Source organism: Rhodococcus sp. NJ-530 (genome assembly GCF_003860625.1).
Lineage (GTDB): Bacteria > Actinomycetota > Actinomycetes > Mycobacteriales > Mycobacteriaceae > Rhodococcus_F > Rhodococcus_F qingshengii.
The window spans coordinates 1368005-1385260 of record NZ_CP034152.1; the positions used below are offsets into that span (position 1 = coordinate 1368005).

General features: G+C 58.4%; 14 protein-coding genes. 12 read left to right on the forward strand and 2 right to left on the reverse strand.

Going from position 1 to position 17256, the window contains the following annotated elements:
• Window positions 1-5: 5 nt before the first annotated feature.
• Both EHW12_RS06375 and EHW12_RS06380 read right to left on the reverse strand, forming a co-directional pair.
• The gene (locus EHW12_RS06375; RefSeq protein WP_125050420.1) at window positions 6-1013 is read right to left on the reverse strand and encodes an IS481 family transposase; all 1008 of its coding nucleotides are present in this window, start codon (window positions 1011-1013) and stop codon (window positions 6-8) included.
• Between the two features lie 68 nt (window positions 1014-1081).
• The gene (locus EHW12_RS06380) at window positions 1082-2539 is read right to left on the reverse strand and encodes a hypothetical protein (RefSeq protein WP_241199114.1); all 1458 of its coding nucleotides are present in this window, start codon (window positions 2537-2539) and stop codon (window positions 1082-1084) included.
• 874 nt (window positions 2540-3413) lie between these two features.
• On the opposite strand from EHW12_RS06380, the gene EHW12_RS06385 reads away from it, so the two are divergent.
• From EHW12_RS06385 to EHW12_RS35130, 12 genes are all read left to right on the forward strand, one after another.
• Window positions 3414-4910, forward strand: coding sequence for a sugar transferase (locus EHW12_RS06385; protein WP_231917461.1), 1497 nt, complete (start codon window positions 3414-3416; stop codon window positions 4908-4910).
• Between the two features lie 100 nt (window positions 4911-5010).
• Entirely contained in the window at window positions 5011-6186 is a 1176-nt protein-coding gene (locus EHW12_RS06390; protein WP_082661466.1) for a glycosyltransferase, read from the forward strand.
• A gap of 215 nt (window positions 6187-6401) precedes the next feature.
• Window positions 6402-6740, forward strand: coding sequence for a DapH/DapD/GlmU-related protein (locus EHW12_RS35125; protein ID WP_024487404.1), 339 nt, complete (start codon window positions 6402-6404; stop codon window positions 6738-6740).
• 26 nt (window positions 6741-6766) lie between these two features.
• On the forward strand, window positions 6767-8047 hold the full coding sequence (locus EHW12_RS06400; RefSeq protein ID WP_164490553.1) for a glycosyltransferase: 1281 nt from the start codon (window positions 6767-6769) through the stop codon (window positions 8045-8047).
• Complete coding sequence (locus tag EHW12_RS06405) at window positions 8044-8583, forward strand: DapH/DapD/GlmU-related protein (protein WP_064443236.1); 540 nt, start codon at window positions 8044-8046, stop codon at window positions 8581-8583. Before EHW12_RS06400 ends, EHW12_RS06405 begins: the two co-directional genes overlap by 4 nt.
• A gap of 70 nt (window positions 8584-8653) precedes the next feature.
• A complete protein-coding gene (locus tag EHW12_RS06410) occupies window positions 8654-9865 on the forward strand; it encodes an oligosaccharide flippase family protein (protein ID WP_158170310.1) in 1212 nt (403 codons plus the stop codon).
• On the forward strand, window positions 9858-10922 hold the full coding sequence (locus EHW12_RS06415) for a polysaccharide pyruvyl transferase family protein (RefSeq protein WP_064443238.1): 1065 nt from the start codon (window positions 9858-9860) through the stop codon (window positions 10920-10922). Before EHW12_RS06410 ends, EHW12_RS06415 begins: the two co-directional genes overlap by 8 nt.
• Before the next feature lie 100 nt (window positions 10923-11022).
• Entirely contained in the window at window positions 11023-12054 is a 1032-nt protein-coding gene (gene gmd, locus EHW12_RS06420) for a GDP-mannose 4,6-dehydratase (RefSeq protein ID WP_176742028.1), read from the forward strand.
• Window positions 12051-13019, forward strand: a complete 969-nt coding sequence (locus EHW12_RS06425; RefSeq protein WP_070162072.1) for a GDP-L-fucose synthase — start codon at window positions 12051-12053, stop codon at window positions 13017-13019. The genes gmd and EHW12_RS06425 overlap by 4 nt, the downstream gene beginning before the upstream one ends.
• 52 nt (window positions 13020-13071) lie before the next feature.
• Window positions 13072-14397 carry a UDP-glucose/GDP-mannose dehydrogenase family protein gene (locus EHW12_RS06430; RefSeq protein ID WP_007726621.1) on the forward strand — a complete coding sequence of 442 codons (1326 nt, stop codon included), beginning with the start codon at window positions 13072-13074 and terminating at the stop codon, window positions 14395-14397.
• A gap of 639 nt (window positions 14398-15036) precedes the next feature.
• A complete protein-coding gene (locus EHW12_RS06435) occupies window positions 15037-16482 on the forward strand; it encodes a polysaccharide biosynthesis tyrosine autokinase (RefSeq protein ID WP_007726623.1) in 1446 nt (481 codons plus the stop codon).
• Between the two features lie 416 nt (window positions 16483-16898).
• Window positions 16899-17201, forward strand: a complete 303-nt coding sequence (locus tag EHW12_RS35130) for a GNAT family N-acetyltransferase (RefSeq protein ID WP_241199115.1) — start codon at window positions 16899-16901, stop codon at window positions 17199-17201.
• Window positions 17202-17256 lie beyond the last annotated feature (55 nt).

Consider the following 17256-nt stretch of genomic DNA (forward strand, 5'->3'; position numbering starts at 1 on the left):
CATACCTAGATGTATGAGGCACGGACGTTAGTTACGCGGTGCCGGCGGTAAGCGGCAGGCGGTCGTCCTCCGCGTGCTGAATGCGGTCGGTGATAATTATAGTGAATGTTCCACACCTCGACGGCAGTGCGCCGCTCGGCTTCGCTGATGTATTCGCGGGAGTACAGCAGTTCTTCGGCGAGGATGCGGTTGTAGCGCTCCACTTTCCCATTGTGTTTCGGCGTGTACGGCTTGATCCGGTAGTGCCGCGCTTCCCGCAGTGAAGCAGTGAAATCTGCTGCCCGATAGCATGATCCGTTGTCGGTGATCACGCGCTCGATCCGGGTGATGCCGTGCGCCGCGAAGAAGAGTCGGGCGTTGTTCATGAAATCGATGGCTGTCGCGGCAGTTTCGTTGTCTCTGGCCTCGGTGTACGCCAAACGGGTGTTGCCATCGATCGCGGAATGCAAATAGGTGTAGCCGACGCGGCCCTGCTTGTTCTTCGTTTTCCGACGTTGTGATCGTTTGGCCTGCTCGGAACCTCGCCCGTGGACGCGCCAACCTCCGCCGTCAGGGATGCGGCCGACCTTCTTCACGTCGACGTGCACCATCTGACCAGGCCGTTTCGCGGCGATGACCTGGGGTTTGCGGTTCGTTTCGCCGTTCGGGTCGATGAACCGGCGGCGATTGAGACCAAGATCCCGCAGGAGTTTCGTGACCGTCCGGCGAGCGATGACCGTTCCGTCCATTCGGAGTTCGAACGTGATGCGCGCGGCCGACCATTTCCGGGTCCGGCGCATCGCTTCGATCTCGGCCACGATCTCTGCGGCGGTGGCGGTGGGTTGATGGTTCGGTGCGCTGGATCTGTCTTGTAATCCCAGTTCACCGTATTTGCGGTACCGGTTGACCCACGTGGAGGCGCATTGTCGGGAGATGCCCATTTCGGCGGCGACGTGGGCGATCGGACGAGTGCGGCACCGCTCGATGAGTCGTCGTCTTCCCTCCACAGTCAGCGGAGCATTACGGTGTGTCACAGGGCTGGTCCCTTTGCTGTTGATGGTCTGTTTCGCAACTTCCATCCTGCCGCGAAGGGCCAGCCCGTCTACTTCAATCCAGCGTCAGCAACGTCCATACCCACAACACCTAGATCCTTGTACTGAGATTCGCTGTCGACAGTAGATATCCTGCCTCTGAGTAGAACTGCCAAGGTGTTGCTTCCATTCGAAGCCATCGATGGTTTCGGTTCGGGGAACAAGGCATTCGGTTCATGATTGTCCACTGTCAAGAGTGTGACGCGTTGTGCGGCACCGTCGCCGCGTGTCCACACGAAATTGAGGTTGCTCCAGGTGAGTAGGAGGGAGTCGTCGACAACTGTGTACATTTCCGCGACAACTCCACGAGTCAACTCAACTCGTACGGTGGGGCTGACACGTGCGTTCTGGAGATCATAGGTTGTATTGCTCGGATAGACAGACAGAGTAGACGGGCGACGCACTTGAACAACGTCCATTTGGACGGTGCGTGGTCGCATCTGGGTGTCCCAGGCAGGGTTGGGTGTGTCAGCACGAATTGTCTGGCGAGTGAGTGCCGAGGTGGAACCGAAGTATTTTCTCGGCCAATCGTATTCGTCGGTTGAGATCTCACGCCAACCGGCGGGGACGATGAGGCGTGGATCCGCAGTCGCCGGCGGACCTACTGAGACCGGAACGCTCTGAGTGGTGGGCACTGGCGTAAAAAACATCACGATTGCCGCGGCGAACACCACCAGGATCGTCCAGTTGCTGGTTGACGTCGAGGGATTCCGGAGCGGACGCTCGAACGGCTTCCATGACCTTCCACGTCGCTCGTACAGGTAGAAGAACCCGCCTACCAGTAACGCACTACCTATTGCTGGTAGCAGCTGGACGCTGAACAAGGGTGCAGTCGGGTACTGCCGCGAGAGGTAGTAGACCAAGGCAGCACCCAGGACGGACGAAGCGACGAACCCGGCGAATCCCCGTCTCCAGGTCCTACTGACGGCGATCGTCGTTGCGGCCGAGGCGACCAGCACCATGATGATGCTGTAGTCGAATCGCGTGCCGCCGAGTTCGGTCGCCAGCGTGCGGTAGATGAGCGGCGCCAGGACGATCGGAACAACCCAGATTGCCCAGTAGCGGTTCACCGGACGCAGCCCGAACATGAGAACCGCTGCGCTCCAGACAAATACCCATGCCGCGATTACATCGATATGCATCAATTCATAGTTCTCGGCAAAACGTGGCATGAGGAGTGCCTGTAAACCCAGAGAAACAAGTAAGCCGATACCACCGACAATCTTGTCCGTCTCACGGTCGTGGATCGGAAGGTCCGGGCCGCGTCGCAAATCTGTTCCGACGGCGGCTATCAGGCAGAGCAAAGGGAGGACAAAAACGTATCCGATGGCGGTACCGCTCGCGGTGCTCCTCCACAAATTGGTCCAGGTGGGCCAGAAAGCAAAGATTGTCGCGGCTGCAATCATCAGCCAACGTACTGTGAGGCGGGGGATAATTCCCGACTGCGTGCGTAGGTCGCGAATCTTCAAGATATGTAGTCCTATTCGAACTGGTCGTCCACTCCGGCTGTGTCGGCTGCAGCGAGGTTGTGTCAGCGAACCCGACTTTGGTCGACCTTACGTGATCGATCACAAGGTGCGAATCCGAGCACCGGCCGCTGCGGAACGGCCGAAGCGGGGCAGAAATCCCACATATTGAGACGAAGGAAAATTTTCTTTTCGGAGCTTGCTTGTTGCGAACTGGACGAGTGACCTGATCTTGTTTCGATGTTGAAGCCTGTATCAGCAAGGGCTGTAGGGCTATTCGCCTTCGAATTGCACATCGAATCGGCAATAGGGACCAAGATCCCTGCCGGGGACGTAGGTCCCCAACGGCGCAGGCACCTTATGTCGGCGAAAGTCATTGCGTTGGTTACCAATGGAAATGATCCTCTATTCAGGCCGTATCGGTAATGCGTTGCCCTGTGGCAACCGCCTACTGACGAGTAAGGTCCTTCGCTTTGCCGCACTTTCGTCGAAGTAACGCGATAGTTGCCTCTGAATCGATCTTTCGTTCTGTTGTTCCAGGCGCTCCGCCTCCGAACGGTGAGAGGCAAAGCGCTTGCGTTGCGGCCACATTGGAATAGGTAGGGGTGCGGGCGACTACAGGCCTGAACTGGGGCGACTTTGCGTTTGATCCTGCGCGCGGACAGTGCTGAAATGTAATCCACTCGGAGCGTGAGAGCGTTCCGATTCTCGAACAATTGCACTCTTCGGATCGAAGCGAGCAATTTGCTGTTCCAGTGGATTGCTCAAATCTGGTGAATCACGCTCAACACCTGTCAACGACACACGGATTCAACGACACACGGATTCCACGAATGAGGAAGGGACTGATCACGTGACGGCGCTCGACGTGTCCACACTGGGCAAGACCAAGCACACGCTTCCCCGCGCAGTGCCCGACCTCCGCCGCGGATCGACTTCTCGGAGGGAATGGGAAACGGCGTACCGCAGAAGGCTGTTCCTGGGCGATTCGGTGATCATCGTGGCGACGGTTTTCCTGGCTCAATGGCTGCGATTCGGTGGAGACAGCCGCGCAGTGAGCCCCGGAATCCTCGGGCAACTCAGCTACACCGGTGTGTCAATTGCATTGGCGGCGATGTGGTTATCGTCGTTGGGGATCTTTCGCACTCGCTCGATTCGTGTGATCGGCAGCGGACCCGAAGAGTACAGGCGAATCTTCGTCGCGACAGTTCGCCTCTTCGGACTCATTGCGATTGTCAGCTTGCTGTTGCAGTTGGACATCGCGCGGCTCTATCTGGCCTTCGCATTTCCTGTCGGTCTGACCGCGCTGATGGCGAGCCGCTGGATCTGGCGAAAGGTGATTGCGAGGAAGCGCTCGCGCGGCGATTTCCAGACGTCCGTCTTAGTCGTGGGAAGCCCGGTTGCAGTCAAGAAAATGGCCCAAACCTTCGAACGAGCTCCCGGTGACGGGTACCGGGTCGTGGGCGTCTGCCAACCCAGTCAACTAGGTCGTCGCGACAGAGTCATCGTGGTCGACGGCAACGAAATACCGGTCCTCGGGGACGAGCACGATGTGACCGACGCACTCGACTTGGTCGGAGCCGATGCGGTGGCGGTTACGGCGACGGAACACCTCGGCTACGACGGTATGCGGAAACTGGCCTGGGATCTGGAGTGTAAGGACGTCGATCTTGTTGTGGCACCGGGAATCCTGGATGTTTCCGGTCCGCGACTGTCGATGCGGCCGGTGGCGGGCCTTCCACTGATTCACGTCGAACGTCCGCGATACCACGGTGCTCAACGGTTCGCCAAGACAGCCTTCGACGTCGTTTTCGCATCTGTAATTCTCATTTTGATCAGTCCCGTTTTGATCGTGACGGCGTTGGCAGTCAAGTTCACCAGTCGGGGTCCTGTGCTCTATCGGTCGGAGCGAATGGGATTGGACGGGGTTCCCTTTCCGATGCTGAAGTTCCGATCGATGGTTCAGAACGCAGATACGCAGGTCGACAGCCTGCTGTCGGATAACGAGGGCGCCGGTGTCCTGTTCAAGATGCGTGACGATCCTCGGGTTACCAAGGTGGGGCGCGTCATTCGAAAGTTTTCGATTGACGAGTTGCCTCAGTTCGTCAATGTGCTCCGGCGCGAGATGAGCGTAGTTGGTCCGAGACCGCCGTTGAGGCGTGAGGTAGAGGCATACGACGGGGCCGTGAAAAGGCGACTGCTGGTCAAACCGGGTATCACCGGTTTGTGGCAGGTGAGCGGGCGCTCGGATCTTTCGTGGGAAGAAACCGTTCGGCTGGATCTGTCCTATGTCGACAACTGGTCGATGGTCGGGGACGTGATGATCGTCGTGAAGACGCTCAAAGCCGTAATGGCTAGTGACGGCGCATACTGATCCGTTCAGTCAGTCAGTCAGTCTTTCGTATTCGTATCGCGAATCCGATTCGCCATTCCCGGCGAACCCTGCCTGGGATCCGAAGTAAGGGAACTGCGCAATGCACACTGGCCAATCGGTGGTGCTCGATGAGAACTTTGGGGGAGCAGGCTCGATGTCATCAAAAAAATACTCGATGTATTTGGCGGTGATTCCAACGTATCGGAATCCGTGCATCGAGGTGTTGCGTGAGATGGAGGAAGGAAATCTCGATATTCTGGCTTCGGACTACGGGTTGGATTCCACGGTACGAACTGGCATCGACACGGATTTCTACGACCGCGTTCGACGGATCGGAATCTTCGGTGACAAGGTTCTTCTTCAGGTGGGTTCTTGGAAAAATCCGCTTTCAGCGTCCGTGACTATCCTGGATTTGAACCCCCGTAGTCTCACATCGTGGAGTATTTTGGTCCTTCGACGAATAGCGCGTCGCCGTACTCTTCTTTGGGGCCATTTGCATCCCAGGCAAGGTTCTTCGTCGAAGACGGCTTTCCTTCGTAGAACGATGCGCCGCTTGTCTCAGGGGACCATTCTTTACGGGTACGCCAGTGTGGTCCCAGCCAAGCTCGAGGTTCCAGGCCAACCAGTTTGGGTTGCACCCAATTCTTTGTACAAACGCGCTGACATCAACGCTGGTAACACCGGTGAATCGCGTAAATCAATTGTCTATGTCGGCCGATTGGTTGCCGAGAAGAACGTCGATCAATTGGTTCCGGCTTTCCACCAATCAGGCCTCGTCGACGAGGGTGCCGTGTTGGAAATCGTGGGTTTCGGCAATGCGGTGGAAACGATAGAACGGCAAATTCTCGATTTAGGTCTGGAAGAGTCCGTTGTGGTACACGGACGCATTGAAAGTCCGATCGAACTTGCTGAAATCTACGCACGCTCAATCATGTCGATCTCTCCCGGATACGTCGGGTTGAGTGTCACTCAGAGTTTGGGATTCGGAGTCCCGATGCTGTACCCCGAGGACGCCCCGCACGCCCCCGAGATCGAACTTGCTGCTGTCGGTCCTATGCAGAGTTACTCACCGACGACCGAGGAGTCGCTGGCTGCGGCGCTGCGAGACTACTTCTTGCATCTTGTCTCCAATCCCGTTCCAGCGGAGAAAGTTTCAGCGAAGGTAGGGGATCTCTATTCCGCCGAAACCATGGCATCGGGGATCTCTGCTGCGTTGCGAGGTCAGGTCGTCGAATTCGACAATGAGGGATGGCCCAAGGAGATGGTCGTACGATGAGCAACCGATCACGCCTACCGTCAGGTGTCAGGCGAGCCCTTCGCGGAATAATGAATGGACTCGCAATATCGAACGGGAATGTTTCAGTAGGGCGCGACTTCAACGCCGGCCGTGGAGCCATCATCAGTGCGCCTCACCGGCTGAATATCGGCGATAATGTCAGCGTCGGACCCCGAACCGTTATTCAGGTAGACGGCTCCATCGGATCCCACGTCATGATCGGAATGAACGTCTACATCGTGGGGCGCGAAGACCACGCGATCGACGAGGTGGGTATTCCGATGCTCGCGTCGACGTGGGTGGGGGACCGTCAGCCTGGTGCACGCGATTCTGTCGAAATTGGAACAGACGTATGGATAGGCGCCTGTTCGGTGATATTGAGCGGTGTGAAGATCGGTGACGGTGCGGTTATCGGAGCCGGTTCGGTCGTGACGAACGACGTCGAGAGTTTCTCGGTGAATGTCGGAGTTCCGGCACGGAAAGTCGCCGAACGATTCGAGAGTGACACGCAGAGAAGTGCACACCTGCAAGCTGTGCACGGACTGCCGTCCTGAGTTAGCTGAAAAGGGAAATGAGCACGATGGATAATCAGGGAAATAAAATCCTGATCGTGGGAATCAACTATTCTCCTGAGCCAACCGGTATCGCTCCGTACACGGAGGGTTTGGCAAATGCGATAGCGGATGCCGGTGCTGACGTCAGGGTAGTGACAGGGTATCCGCACTATCCATTCTGGCGAAAGATGGATGGCTTCTCAGGTCTGTCTTCCGTAGAGCAGTCAGAAAATCTGACGGTTCAAAGACTTCGTCATTACATCCCCCGGAATCCCAGCTTCCTGCGAAGAATTCTGATGGAGGCAAGTTTCGCTTTGAGGGCGACCTGGGCGACTCTTTTCCATCGAGCAGACCTCATACTGTGTTTAAGTCCTACACTTTTGTCCTCGGCGGCATTTGTCATCAGGACCAGGCTCCTTCGATCGCGCACACCCGTGGTGCTGTGGGTGCAGGACTTCTACGGACTGGGCGCGTCCGAGACCGGTCAGCTGAGCGGAGGCCTGTCGTCTCTCGTCGATCGAGCCGAATCCTGGATCTTGCGAAAGTCCGATCACGTCGTCGTGATCCACCCGCGGTTCGCGAAGCATGCGCAGGACAACCTCGGAGTCGACTCGAGCAGCGTCACAGTCATCAGGAACTGGACCCACCTGGATCTCTCCCAGTCTGCCTGCACCCGAGAAGATTCGCGAAAGCGATTGGGCTGGGGGCCGGAACAGAAGATAGTTCTGCATGCCGGCAATATGGGTGCAAAGCAAGGGCTCGAGAACGTGGTGAACGCCGCGCATTTACTTGGGCCGCGCCAGTCCGACATCAAATTCGTACTGATGGGGGATGGGAATCAGCGGGCCCATCTCGAAGAGCTGTCCGAGGGATGCACCGGGATCGAATTCATGGATCCTGTTGGCGGCGAGGACTTCACCGATGTGCTGCGAGCAGCGGACGCATTACTTCTCAACGAGTTGGCCGATCTTCGCAGTATGGCCGTTCCGAGCAAACTTACATCGTATTTCGCTTCAGGGGTACCTGTCGTCGCGGCTACATCTTCGGACAGTGCCTCCGGCGAGGAGATCGCCCTGTCCGGGGCGGGAGTACGTGTTGACGCCGGAAATCCGGAAGCATTGGTACGTGAAATAGAGATGCTGGTTTCCGACCCCGTCCGTGCCGCTCAACTCGCGCGAAACGGGGGGGAGTACGTGCACGAAACCTTGTCTCCCGGCTCTGCCACCACCGCGTTCGGTGACCTCTTCGACGGACTCATCAATCGAGACAGTTTGCCGACTCGACCGACGCAAGCCCGAGCGCGATGACACACCCGCAGCTCTCCCTCGGCGAATTCACCGGGGCAGGATACGACAAGGGACGTCCGGCATCAGTGCAGGTCGCCTGGCTCGCGGTGGCACCACTGTTCCGGGCCTGGTTCGTGCCGGCACGCATACGAGTTGCCATTCTCAGACTGTTCGGCGCTGAGATCGGTGATGGAGTCCTGATTCGGCACGGCGTGAAGATCCATTGGCCGTGGAAACTGTCGATCGGTGATAACACTTGGGTGGGTGAGGGAGCATGGATCCTCAATCTCGAACCGGTGAGTATCGGGTCGAACAGTTGTGTCTCGCAGGACGTCTTTCTGTGCGCGGGCAGTCACAGCAGACAGTCACGGACTTTCGAGTTCGACAACGGACCGATCGTCATCGGCAACGGAGTGTGGATTGCGGCCAGGTCCACAATTCTCCGCGGCACGTCGGTCGGTGACCACTCGGTTATCGGCGCAAATTGCCTTGTTACATCCGATGTTCCGGCGAGTTCGATCGTCCGCGCCCCGGTTTCGTCGATCGGACGACCATGAAGGGCGCACGACCGCGCTGCGCCGGGGTTCCGCACGCGTTCGAGTGCCCGGGTGGTGGAACATGAAGGTGATGACGAACCCCTTGGTGGTTCAGTTCACGGGAATCGCCGGCGGACGTCTTGTCGGTGCGTTGATTCAGGCACTGAGTATGGTCCTACTCGCGCGTATCTCCGGTCCGTCCGGCTTTGGAATCTTCGCTGCGGCTTATGGTGTCGGACTGGTGCTTCAGACCATTCTGAACTTCGGGTTCACCCCATTTCTGGTTCGGATCCGTGCGTTGGGTGACCAGGAACCCCTCATCGCGTCGACCTTGGAGTTCTCGCGCCGCGCCAACCTGGCCGTCGGTGCATTGCTGGCATTTACCGCGGCGGTAGCCGCGGTCTTCGAGCCGAAGCTTTGGTTCGTAGTGCCGTTGACAGCTTGGGTTGTTCTGGACAATTACGTCGAGACGCTGCTCTCGCTACCACTCGCTGACGGGAATACCTGGCAGAACGCGGTGTCGTTGCTCCTCCGGCGAGCACTTGCTCTCGTTTTTGTTGCGGCCGCTTGGCTCGCAGGAGTCGACGCAGTGTTCTGGTATTCCGTGGGCCTCGCGTTCTCTTCGATGATCGCTGTCTTCGTGGCCATTCGGCTCGGACCGGCGATCACTCGTGTCAGATCGAGACGCTCGTACAAGTCGATCATCGGCAAGTCCTCGCACTTCTGGTTGAATTCCGTTGCTACTCAGACGCGCAACTTCGACGTACTGCTGGTTGGACTTGTCACGTCACCGGCCGTCTCCGGAATCTACGGCGTGACGAGTCGTATCACCACTCCGTTGCGGCTGATTCCCACATCGTTTGCGGCAGTTCTCATGCCTGCGGCGGCGCGCTCGACGACCGGGCGAATCACCCAGGGCATTCTGCGACCCGCGATGTACGTATGCATCGCAAGCGCGGTGATCTTCGGTGTGATCGCAGCTGTCATCCCTGTACTCGTTCCACCGATTTTGGGCGATGCGTACGTAGACGCGGTACCGGTAATGCAGGTCGTCTGCTTCAGTTTGATCTTCGCAGCGATCTCGTCCCAATTGAATGCGATCCTGCAAGGTACGGGCAGAGTTGAAATCGTCTCCTACATAACGGTTGTGAGCACCTTGATCTGCCTCGTCGGAATCGTGCTGGCTGCCCCCCGTTACGGGGCGCTCGGAGCGGGGTGGTCGCTCTCGCTCAGCTATGTACTTCAAACCGCATTGCTGACCTGTGTCGTTGTCGTTGCAATGAGGAGGGATCCCCATGCGTAGGTTCTTCATGAGTATCGCAGCAGCTCAGGGCAATCTGGGTGACATCGAGATACGCCGAACAGCAGTCGACTACATGCGTGAACTGGGGTTCAGACCCGTTGTATTTTCGGGCAGTATGAGCGCGGAGTACGTCGATGCCTTCGATTGGGAACCAACCGACGAGGTGATGGATTCGGGTATCAACTTCTGGCGAGCGATTTTGTCCGATACAGTGCGCCGAAAGCGGGCAGTGATCGTGATGGCACCTGGGCCGGCGGTTCTGGGGGCATCAGCAGCAAGCGTCGTCAAGCACTCGTTGTTGGTGACAGTCTTTGCGGTGCTTCGCATGTTCGGTACACGAGTCCTCGTTTTGGGACGGTCGATCGAGGTACGAAGCCCAATGGCGGCAGTACCCGAGAAGATCCTCGTCGGCGTAGCCGACGTCTACGCGGCACGTGACAAAAGGACGTGTGAGTACCTGCGAGGTAAGAGTCGGTTCTATCCCGATCTCGCGTTCGGGGCCGGTGTATCCGACGGAGCGAAGTCTGCTGGCCGAGAATCTGCGCGCCGAGAAATAGCCTTGCTTTCACTTCGGCATGACCGACCGGTGAACTACGCGTCCCTTCGGTCGATCCAAAGTCAGTTCTCGGCAAATGGTTTGGATTTGATGGCCTGTTGCCAGGTTGTCGAGGACGACAGCCACAACCGCGAAGTTGCTGCGACGCTGGGTATTCCCTACGTGGGATGGGACGATGACACGACCCATCGGCAACAGGAGTCGGCTGTCCGCGCCCTGTACGAGCGCGCCGCCGTAACCGTCAGTGACCGCCTCCATGTTTTGATCCTGAGCGCTCGAGGCGGATCGATACCGGTGATGTCGGGTAGTAGTTCGGTACCGAAGCTGAGGGATTCGCTGGAACCGGTACTCGCACCGCAGGCCTCCTGGATGGACGATGCGACGGGTGGCAGCTTGAATCTAGGGCACGACGAATCTACCCGAATCTCTCGCGGAATGGACTCCGCTGCCGCGGAACTGGAGGATCTGAGATCGCGGATCAAGGAGGCAGTAATGCCGTGAGGGTTTCTCAGTTCTGGTTGTGGGTTCGCTGCTCCCACACAACACAATTCGGCCGATGACTACTCGCAGACAAGTATCTGCTTCGAGGACGGAGTTTCAAGTGAAACGTGCACTGATTACCGGAATTACAGGCCAAGACGGTTCATACCTGGCCGAGCTGTTGTTGAGCAAGGGATACGAGGTCCACGGACTTATTCGTAGATCGTCCACGTTCAATACGGCTCGAATCGATCACATGTATGTGGATCCCCACACGCCGGATGCAAAACTGTTCCTTCATTACGGAGATCTCAGCGACGGGGCGCGTTTGGTCACTCTTCTCGCACAGATACGCCCGGACGAGGTCTACAACCTCGCAGCGCAGTCACATGTACGGGTAAGTTTCGACGAGCCCGAACATACCGGAGACACGACGGGAATCGGGTCGATCAGGTTGCTCGAAGCAGTCCGGATGGCTGGTCTCGAATGCAGGTTCTACCAGGCGTCCAGTTCCGAGATGTTCGGTGCGACACCGCCTCCGCAGGACGAGCAGACTCCCTTCTATCCGCGATCGCCGTACGGTGCGGCGAAGGTGTACTCGTACTGGATCACCAAGAACTACCGCGAGGCGTACGGGATCTTTGCCGTGAACGGAATTCTGTTCAACCACGAATCTCCGCGGCGAGGCGAAACATTCGTAACTCGCAAGATCACGCGAGCGGTGGCGCGGATCAAGGCCGGCCTGGAAAACGATTTGTACATGGGTAATCTCGATGCAATCCGCGACTGGGGTTACGCGCCGGAGTACGTGGAGGGAATGTGGAGGATGCTTCAGGCCGACGAGCCGGACGATTACGTGCTCGCGACAGGCGGTAACTACTCGGTCAAGGATTTCCTGTCGGTGGCCTTCGAGCACGCCGGTTTGAACTGGGAAGATCATGTGCGCTTCGACGAGCGCTATCTGCGGCCGACGGAAGTAGATGCGTTGATCGGAGATGCAGGTAAGGCGGAGCAGAAGCTCGGCTGGAAGGCGACTGTACATACTCCCGAGCTGGCTCGAATCATGGTCGATGCGGACATCGAGGCTCTGAAGTGTGAGGGCAAGCCCTGGATCGACCGCCCGAACCTGGTGGATTGGGAGCACGCTCGATGACGGGGGAGTACGCGCAGAAGTCCCTCGATCGGAACGATGCGGTGTACGTCGCGGGCCATCGTGGACTCGTGGGTTCAGCGATCTGGCGTCGTTTGGAGGCCGACGGTTTCAATCGCCTTGTCGGTCGCACGTCCGCCGAACTCGATCTTCGCGACCGCGGTGCCGTGTTCGAGTTCTTCGCCGCCGAGAGGCCGAAGAACGTGGTCCTCGCGGCAGCCAAGGTGGGCGGGATACTGGCGAACAGCACACTGCCGGTGGACTTCATCTCCGACAACCTTCGCATCCAGGTGAACGTGATGGACGCGGCGGCCGAGTTCGACGTAGATCGCCTGCTGTTCCTCGGATCATCCTGCATCTACCCGAAATTCGCTCCTCAACCGATTCGCGAAGAATATTTGCTGACCGGTCATTTGGAACCGACGAACGATGCATATGCCATCGCCAAGATCGCGGGAATCCTGCAGGTACAGGCTGTTCGAAAGCAGTTCGGGCGTCCGTGGATCGCCGCGATGCCGACCAATCTCTACGGCCCGGGTGACAACTTCTCTGCCAAGGGCTCTCATGTGCTGCCAGCCCTCATCAGACGCTTCGACGACGCGCGCCGTGATGGAGCTGCTTCAGTCGTGAACTGGGGCAGCGGGACGCCGAGGCGCGAGTTTCTCCACGTCGACGACATGGCGGATGCCTGCCTTCATTTGCTCGACCACTATGACGGAGCAGAACACGTCAATGTTGGTACAGGCGAGGACCAGAGCATCGCGGAGATCTCTGCGATCGTGGCGGACGAGATCGGGTTCGACGGCGAGATCGAATGGGATCATTCGAAACCTGACGGGACGCCGCGGAAGTTGCTTGACATCGGGAAGCTTCGAGATTTGGGGTGGCAGCCCAGGATTGATCTTCGTGCGGGGATCGCATCGACCGTGGAGTGGTATCGACAGAACGTCGATTCGATCAGGACATGAAGTACTACAGCATTATTCGACGTAAACTCGACTTCGACAGGCAGACATCGTTATGACTTCTCGTATTGCGGTATTCGGCACAGGCTACCTCGGGGCGACACACGCAGCTTGCATGGCCGAGTTGGGTCACGAGGTTCTCGGGGTGGATGTTGATCCGAACAAGCTCGCTATGCTCGAAGCTGGGGAGGTTCCTTTCTACGAACCGGGACTCGAGGAAGTACTGCGCCGCAACATAGCCGCGGGACGTCTTCGATTCACGGCTTCCTACGAGGAGGCCGCAGAGTTCGCCGACATCCACTTCCTCGGCGTCGGTACGCCGCAGAAGAAGGGGGAGTTCGCGGCCGACATGCGTTTTGTCGATTCGGTGATCGAGACACTCGCACCCCTCTTGACCAGGCCGACCGTAATCTTCGGGAAATCAACTGTGCCAGTCGGTACAGCAGAGCGATTGGGTGCGCGGGCACGGGAACTGGCGCCTGCCGGACAAGACGTGGAGGTGGCGTGGAACCCGGAATTTCTCCGGGAAGGCTACGCGGTGAAAGACACGCTTCACCCGGACCGGCTTGTGCTCGGGGTCGACCGCAATCGACCCGGACGTGCGGAATCGATTGCGCGTGAAGTGTACGAGCAACTCTTGAACGAAGGTATTCCCTTTGTTGTGACCGACCTTGCGACTTCGGAGTTGGTCAAAGCATCAGCCAATGCATTTCTGGCAACGAAGATCTCGTTCATCAATGCGATCTCGGAGGTGTGCGAGGCTTCAGGTGCGGATGTGACCGTTCTTGCCGATGCCATCGGCCATGACGAGAGAATTGGTAGGCGATTCCTCAACGCCGGAATCGGTTTCGGTGGGGGCTGCTTACCGAAGGACATCCGTGCTTTCATGGCACGTGCTGGTGAGCTGGGAGCAGATCAAGCACTCACATTCCTACGCGAAGTCGACAATATCAACATGCGTCGTCGTACTCGGATGGTCGAACTGGCTCGAGAAGCGTGTGGTTCTCTACTCGGAGCCAATGTGGCGGTTCTCGGTGCAGCCTTCAAACCTGACTCCGACGACGTGCGCGACTCACCTGCGCTGAACGTTGCCGGGCAGATTCAGCTGCAAGGCGCTGCCGTCAATGTCTATGACCCGAAGGCGATGGGAAACTCGAAGGCGTTGTTCCCCACCCTCACTTACACTTCGAGCGCACTTGAAGCGTGTGCAGGCGCTGATGTCGTCTTGGTTCTGACCGAGTGGGCCGAGTTTCGAAAGTTGTTGCCGTCGGACCTCGAACCTGTCGTCCGCAAGAAGGTCATCATCGACGGACGTAACTGTCTGGAACCGACCACCTGGCGCGACGCAGGGTGGACCTACCGAGGTCTCGGAAGGCCGTAAACCGGTGAAACCTTCACGGAGGGTGGGTGTTGTAGGCATCGAGGGGAAGTGGCCGTGTGCCCGGGACCAAAGTCCGTCAGCGAGCGAGCTGTGGCCGGGGGAGATGCTGGGATAGCCGCTCGTGCATCACAGGGTGAGGGGCATGTTGCCTTGTTCGGTTGGTATGCATCAACTTCCGGCGGCAAGTTGCGTAGTTGGTCGTCGACGGACGTTGGTCCTACGGCCCGCTGTGGTATGTGACCCTTTCATGGTCGGCGCGGTCGACTGACGATGTCTAGGAAGTTTCGAGGCTCCGTTGCGGTGGTGAAAAGACCAATGACGCAGTAGAGTTCAGCCTGGCTGCACGTTGTGTCTGCTCTGCGCGATGTGTGAGTGGGCCCGATGTCAGTGTCGCGGGTTTGTCAGTGTCGCGTGTTCGCCACTTCCCGATCATGCATCGGCCAGGAAGTGAGATGTGTGAGATGCCGTGAAGGCCTCTCCCCCCTGGCTGTTTCGGCAAATACCTCGCGCTGTGACGCAGGGACACGCGATAGAAGATTGGCTGCCTCGTTCAGCCTGCATTGAGTGCAGCGGCTCGACAGCGGCTGTCGATTACTACTCGAAGACGTGATACGTGTTCGAGCCGAAGGAGATTCGACGATGGATGTACGGGACTACCTGAAGATTTTGCAGGCACGGTGGAAGATAGTCGCTGTCGTCACTGTGGTCGTGATCTTGGGCGCATTGGGCGCCTCGTTGATTGCCACGCCGATCTACCAGGCTTCCACGCGCCTGTTCGTGTCGACTTCTACCGGAACAACCGTGAACGAGGCTTACCAAGGTAACCAGCTCTCACAGCAGTTGGTCACTTCCTACGCCAAGCTCCTTACCGGCGAGACACTGGCACAGAGAACGATCGATTCAGTCGGGCCCGATCGACTCGGCGGGCTTTCCGCTGCGGAGATTTCGTCCAAGGTGACCGCCACATCGGCGCCGGATACAGTACTGCTCGATTTGAGCGTGCAAGATGCGTCGCCTGAACTGGCACGTGAAATCGCAAATGCGCTCTCGGACGAGTTTGTCGTGATGGTCAAAGATCTGGGTACGCCCGCAAATGGTGGCACAGCACCTGCGCGCGTCGTTGTCGAACAGCGAGCACAAACTCCCGCGGAACCGGTGTCGCCGAAGACTTCGCGGAACGTGGCGCTCGGTGCCGCGATCGGGCTTCTGCTGGGGATCGGGTTGGCTGTGGTGCGTGATCGCCTGGACAACACCGTCAAAGAGCGCAAGGTGGTCGAAGACATCGCCGGCGCGGCGATGGTGGGAACAATTCCGTTCGACAAGGAACGCGAAGTTCATCAAGCGATCAACTTCCACGAGGGCAACTCCGCAAGTGCCGAGGCGTACCGCGAGCTGCGAACCAATCTGCAGTTCCTGGCCGTGGATCGCCCACCGAGTGTCATCGTCGTTACGAGTTCTCTTCCCTCCGAGGGAAAGACCACGACTGCGGTGAACATCGCACTCGTGTTGGCCGAGGCAGGCAAGAAGGTGTGTCTCGTCGAAGGTGACCTCCGTAAGCCTCGCGTTTCGAAGTATCTGGGACTTATCGGAAGCGTTGGTCTGAGCTCGGTCCTGGCCGGGCAAGCAGATCTCGACGACGTACTTCAAGTCACGAGCAATGCTGACCTGACGGTTCTTGCCTCAGGTCCGATTCCCCCGAACCCGAGCGAACTTCTGGGCACTGACACTGCCCATGCGGTCTTTACCGATCTCCGCAGAAGGTTCGACTACGTCATCATCGACGCCTCGCCGTTGCTTCCGGTTACGGATGCTGCAGTTCTTTCAGCGCTGGCGGACGGTGCGCTAGTGATTGCTCGTCACGGCACGACGAAGAGGGAACAGCTGAGCAGGGCGGTCGGCAATCTCCACAGTGTGGGCGCGACGATTCTCGGTACTGTCATCACGATGACCCCGCTGAACGGTCGTGGTGTCTACGAGTACAAGTACTACTACGATTCCGATCCGGTTGTCGCTGACGTGGCCGTGGAAGGGTCCGTGGACAGCAATCCAGTCGGCGAACGAAAGGTCACGTCGACAGTCATCTGACCTGGTCGTACGGTAAATCCCGACGCCTCACAGGGCCCTCGAGCAAAGCTCGAGGGCCCTTCTCTGTGTGGTGAATCGGACGCAATTCTCTAGTCGGGTCCGCTGAGTCTGCGACGCGCAGTGCGGAATACGGGTTCATCGGCCGTCGCAGTAATTGGGTAGGCACGGGCATGCGGGATGTGACGCTGCGGTCTGAGCTGTCCCTGCTTGACCGGTGCCTCTATGACTGTCGATCTGGTTGCGCCCGACGAGGCCTTGTGGGCGTCTCGGTTGGAATCGAGTAGCGAGTGTGGCGGACCGCAGGAGGGCCAGCCCGATTCGGCCTCGAGAGTTTCGCAACGCCTAGATGTCGATCTGGCATCCCGCGATGGATTTGGACAGCGGGTGCGGGGGTTGTCGGCCAGCTGCGACACAGCATGAACGCGTTCTTGGCCGATGTCGGTGGTCATATCGGCCACGGGGTCCGTCGGTCGGAGGGCCGGAAAGGGATAGCGTCGACTGCTCTGGGTGAGGTGCTCGCGTATGTCGGCGACCCGGTGGGGCTCAGTCGCGTCCTGGTTACCTGCGACGAAAGGAACCCGGTTTCGCGTAAGACAATCGAAGTGTGCGGGGGTTCACTCGATGGCGTGCGCCCAGCTGATCAGTTGTCCCGCAACGTCGGTTGTTCGAGAGACACGCTCCGCTACTGGGTGCGAACGAGCGTGTCGAGTGTCCGTTGACCCTACACGGCCACACACGCTTGCCATGGCCATGGCCATGGCCATGGCCATAGAC

Excerpts from the sequence above, each read along its gene's own strand:
- EHW12_RS06390 (WP_082661466.1), top strand. The coding sequence starts at position 5,011 with ATGCACACTGGCCAATCGGTGGTGCTCGATGAGAACTTTGGGGGAGCA.
- EHW12_RS35125 (WP_024487404.1), top strand. The coding sequence starts at position 6,402 with ATGATCGGAATGAACGTCTACATCGTGGGGCGCGAAGACCACGCGATC.
- EHW12_RS06400 (WP_164490553.1), top strand. The coding sequence starts at position 6,767 with ATGGATAATCAGGGAAATAAAATCCTGATCGTGGGAATCAACTATTCT.
- EHW12_RS06405 (WP_064443236.1), top strand. The coding sequence starts at position 8,044 with ATGACACACCCGCAGCTCTCCCTCGGCGAATTCACCGGGGCAGGATAC.
- EHW12_RS06410 (WP_158170310.1), top strand. The coding sequence starts at position 8,654 with ATGACGAACCCCTTGGTGGTTCAGTTCACGGGAATCGCCGGCGGACGT.
- EHW12_RS06415 (WP_064443238.1), top strand. The coding sequence starts at position 9,858 with ATGCGTAGGTTCTTCATGAGTATCGCAGCAGCTCAGGGCAATCTGGGT.
- EHW12_RS06425 (WP_070162072.1), top strand. The coding sequence starts at position 12,051 with ATGACGGGGGAGTACGCGCAGAAGTCCCTCGATCGGAACGATGCGGTG.
- EHW12_RS06430 (WP_007726621.1), top strand. The coding sequence starts at position 13,072 with ATGACTTCTCGTATTGCGGTATTCGGCACAGGCTACCTCGGGGCGACA.
- EHW12_RS06435 (WP_007726623.1), top strand. The coding sequence starts at position 15,037 with ATGGATGTACGGGACTACCTGAAGATTTTGCAGGCACGGTGGAAGATA.
- EHW12_RS35130 (WP_241199115.1), top strand. The coding sequence starts at position 16,899 with ATGAACGCGTTCTTGGCCGATGTCGGTGGTCATATCGGCCACGGGGTC.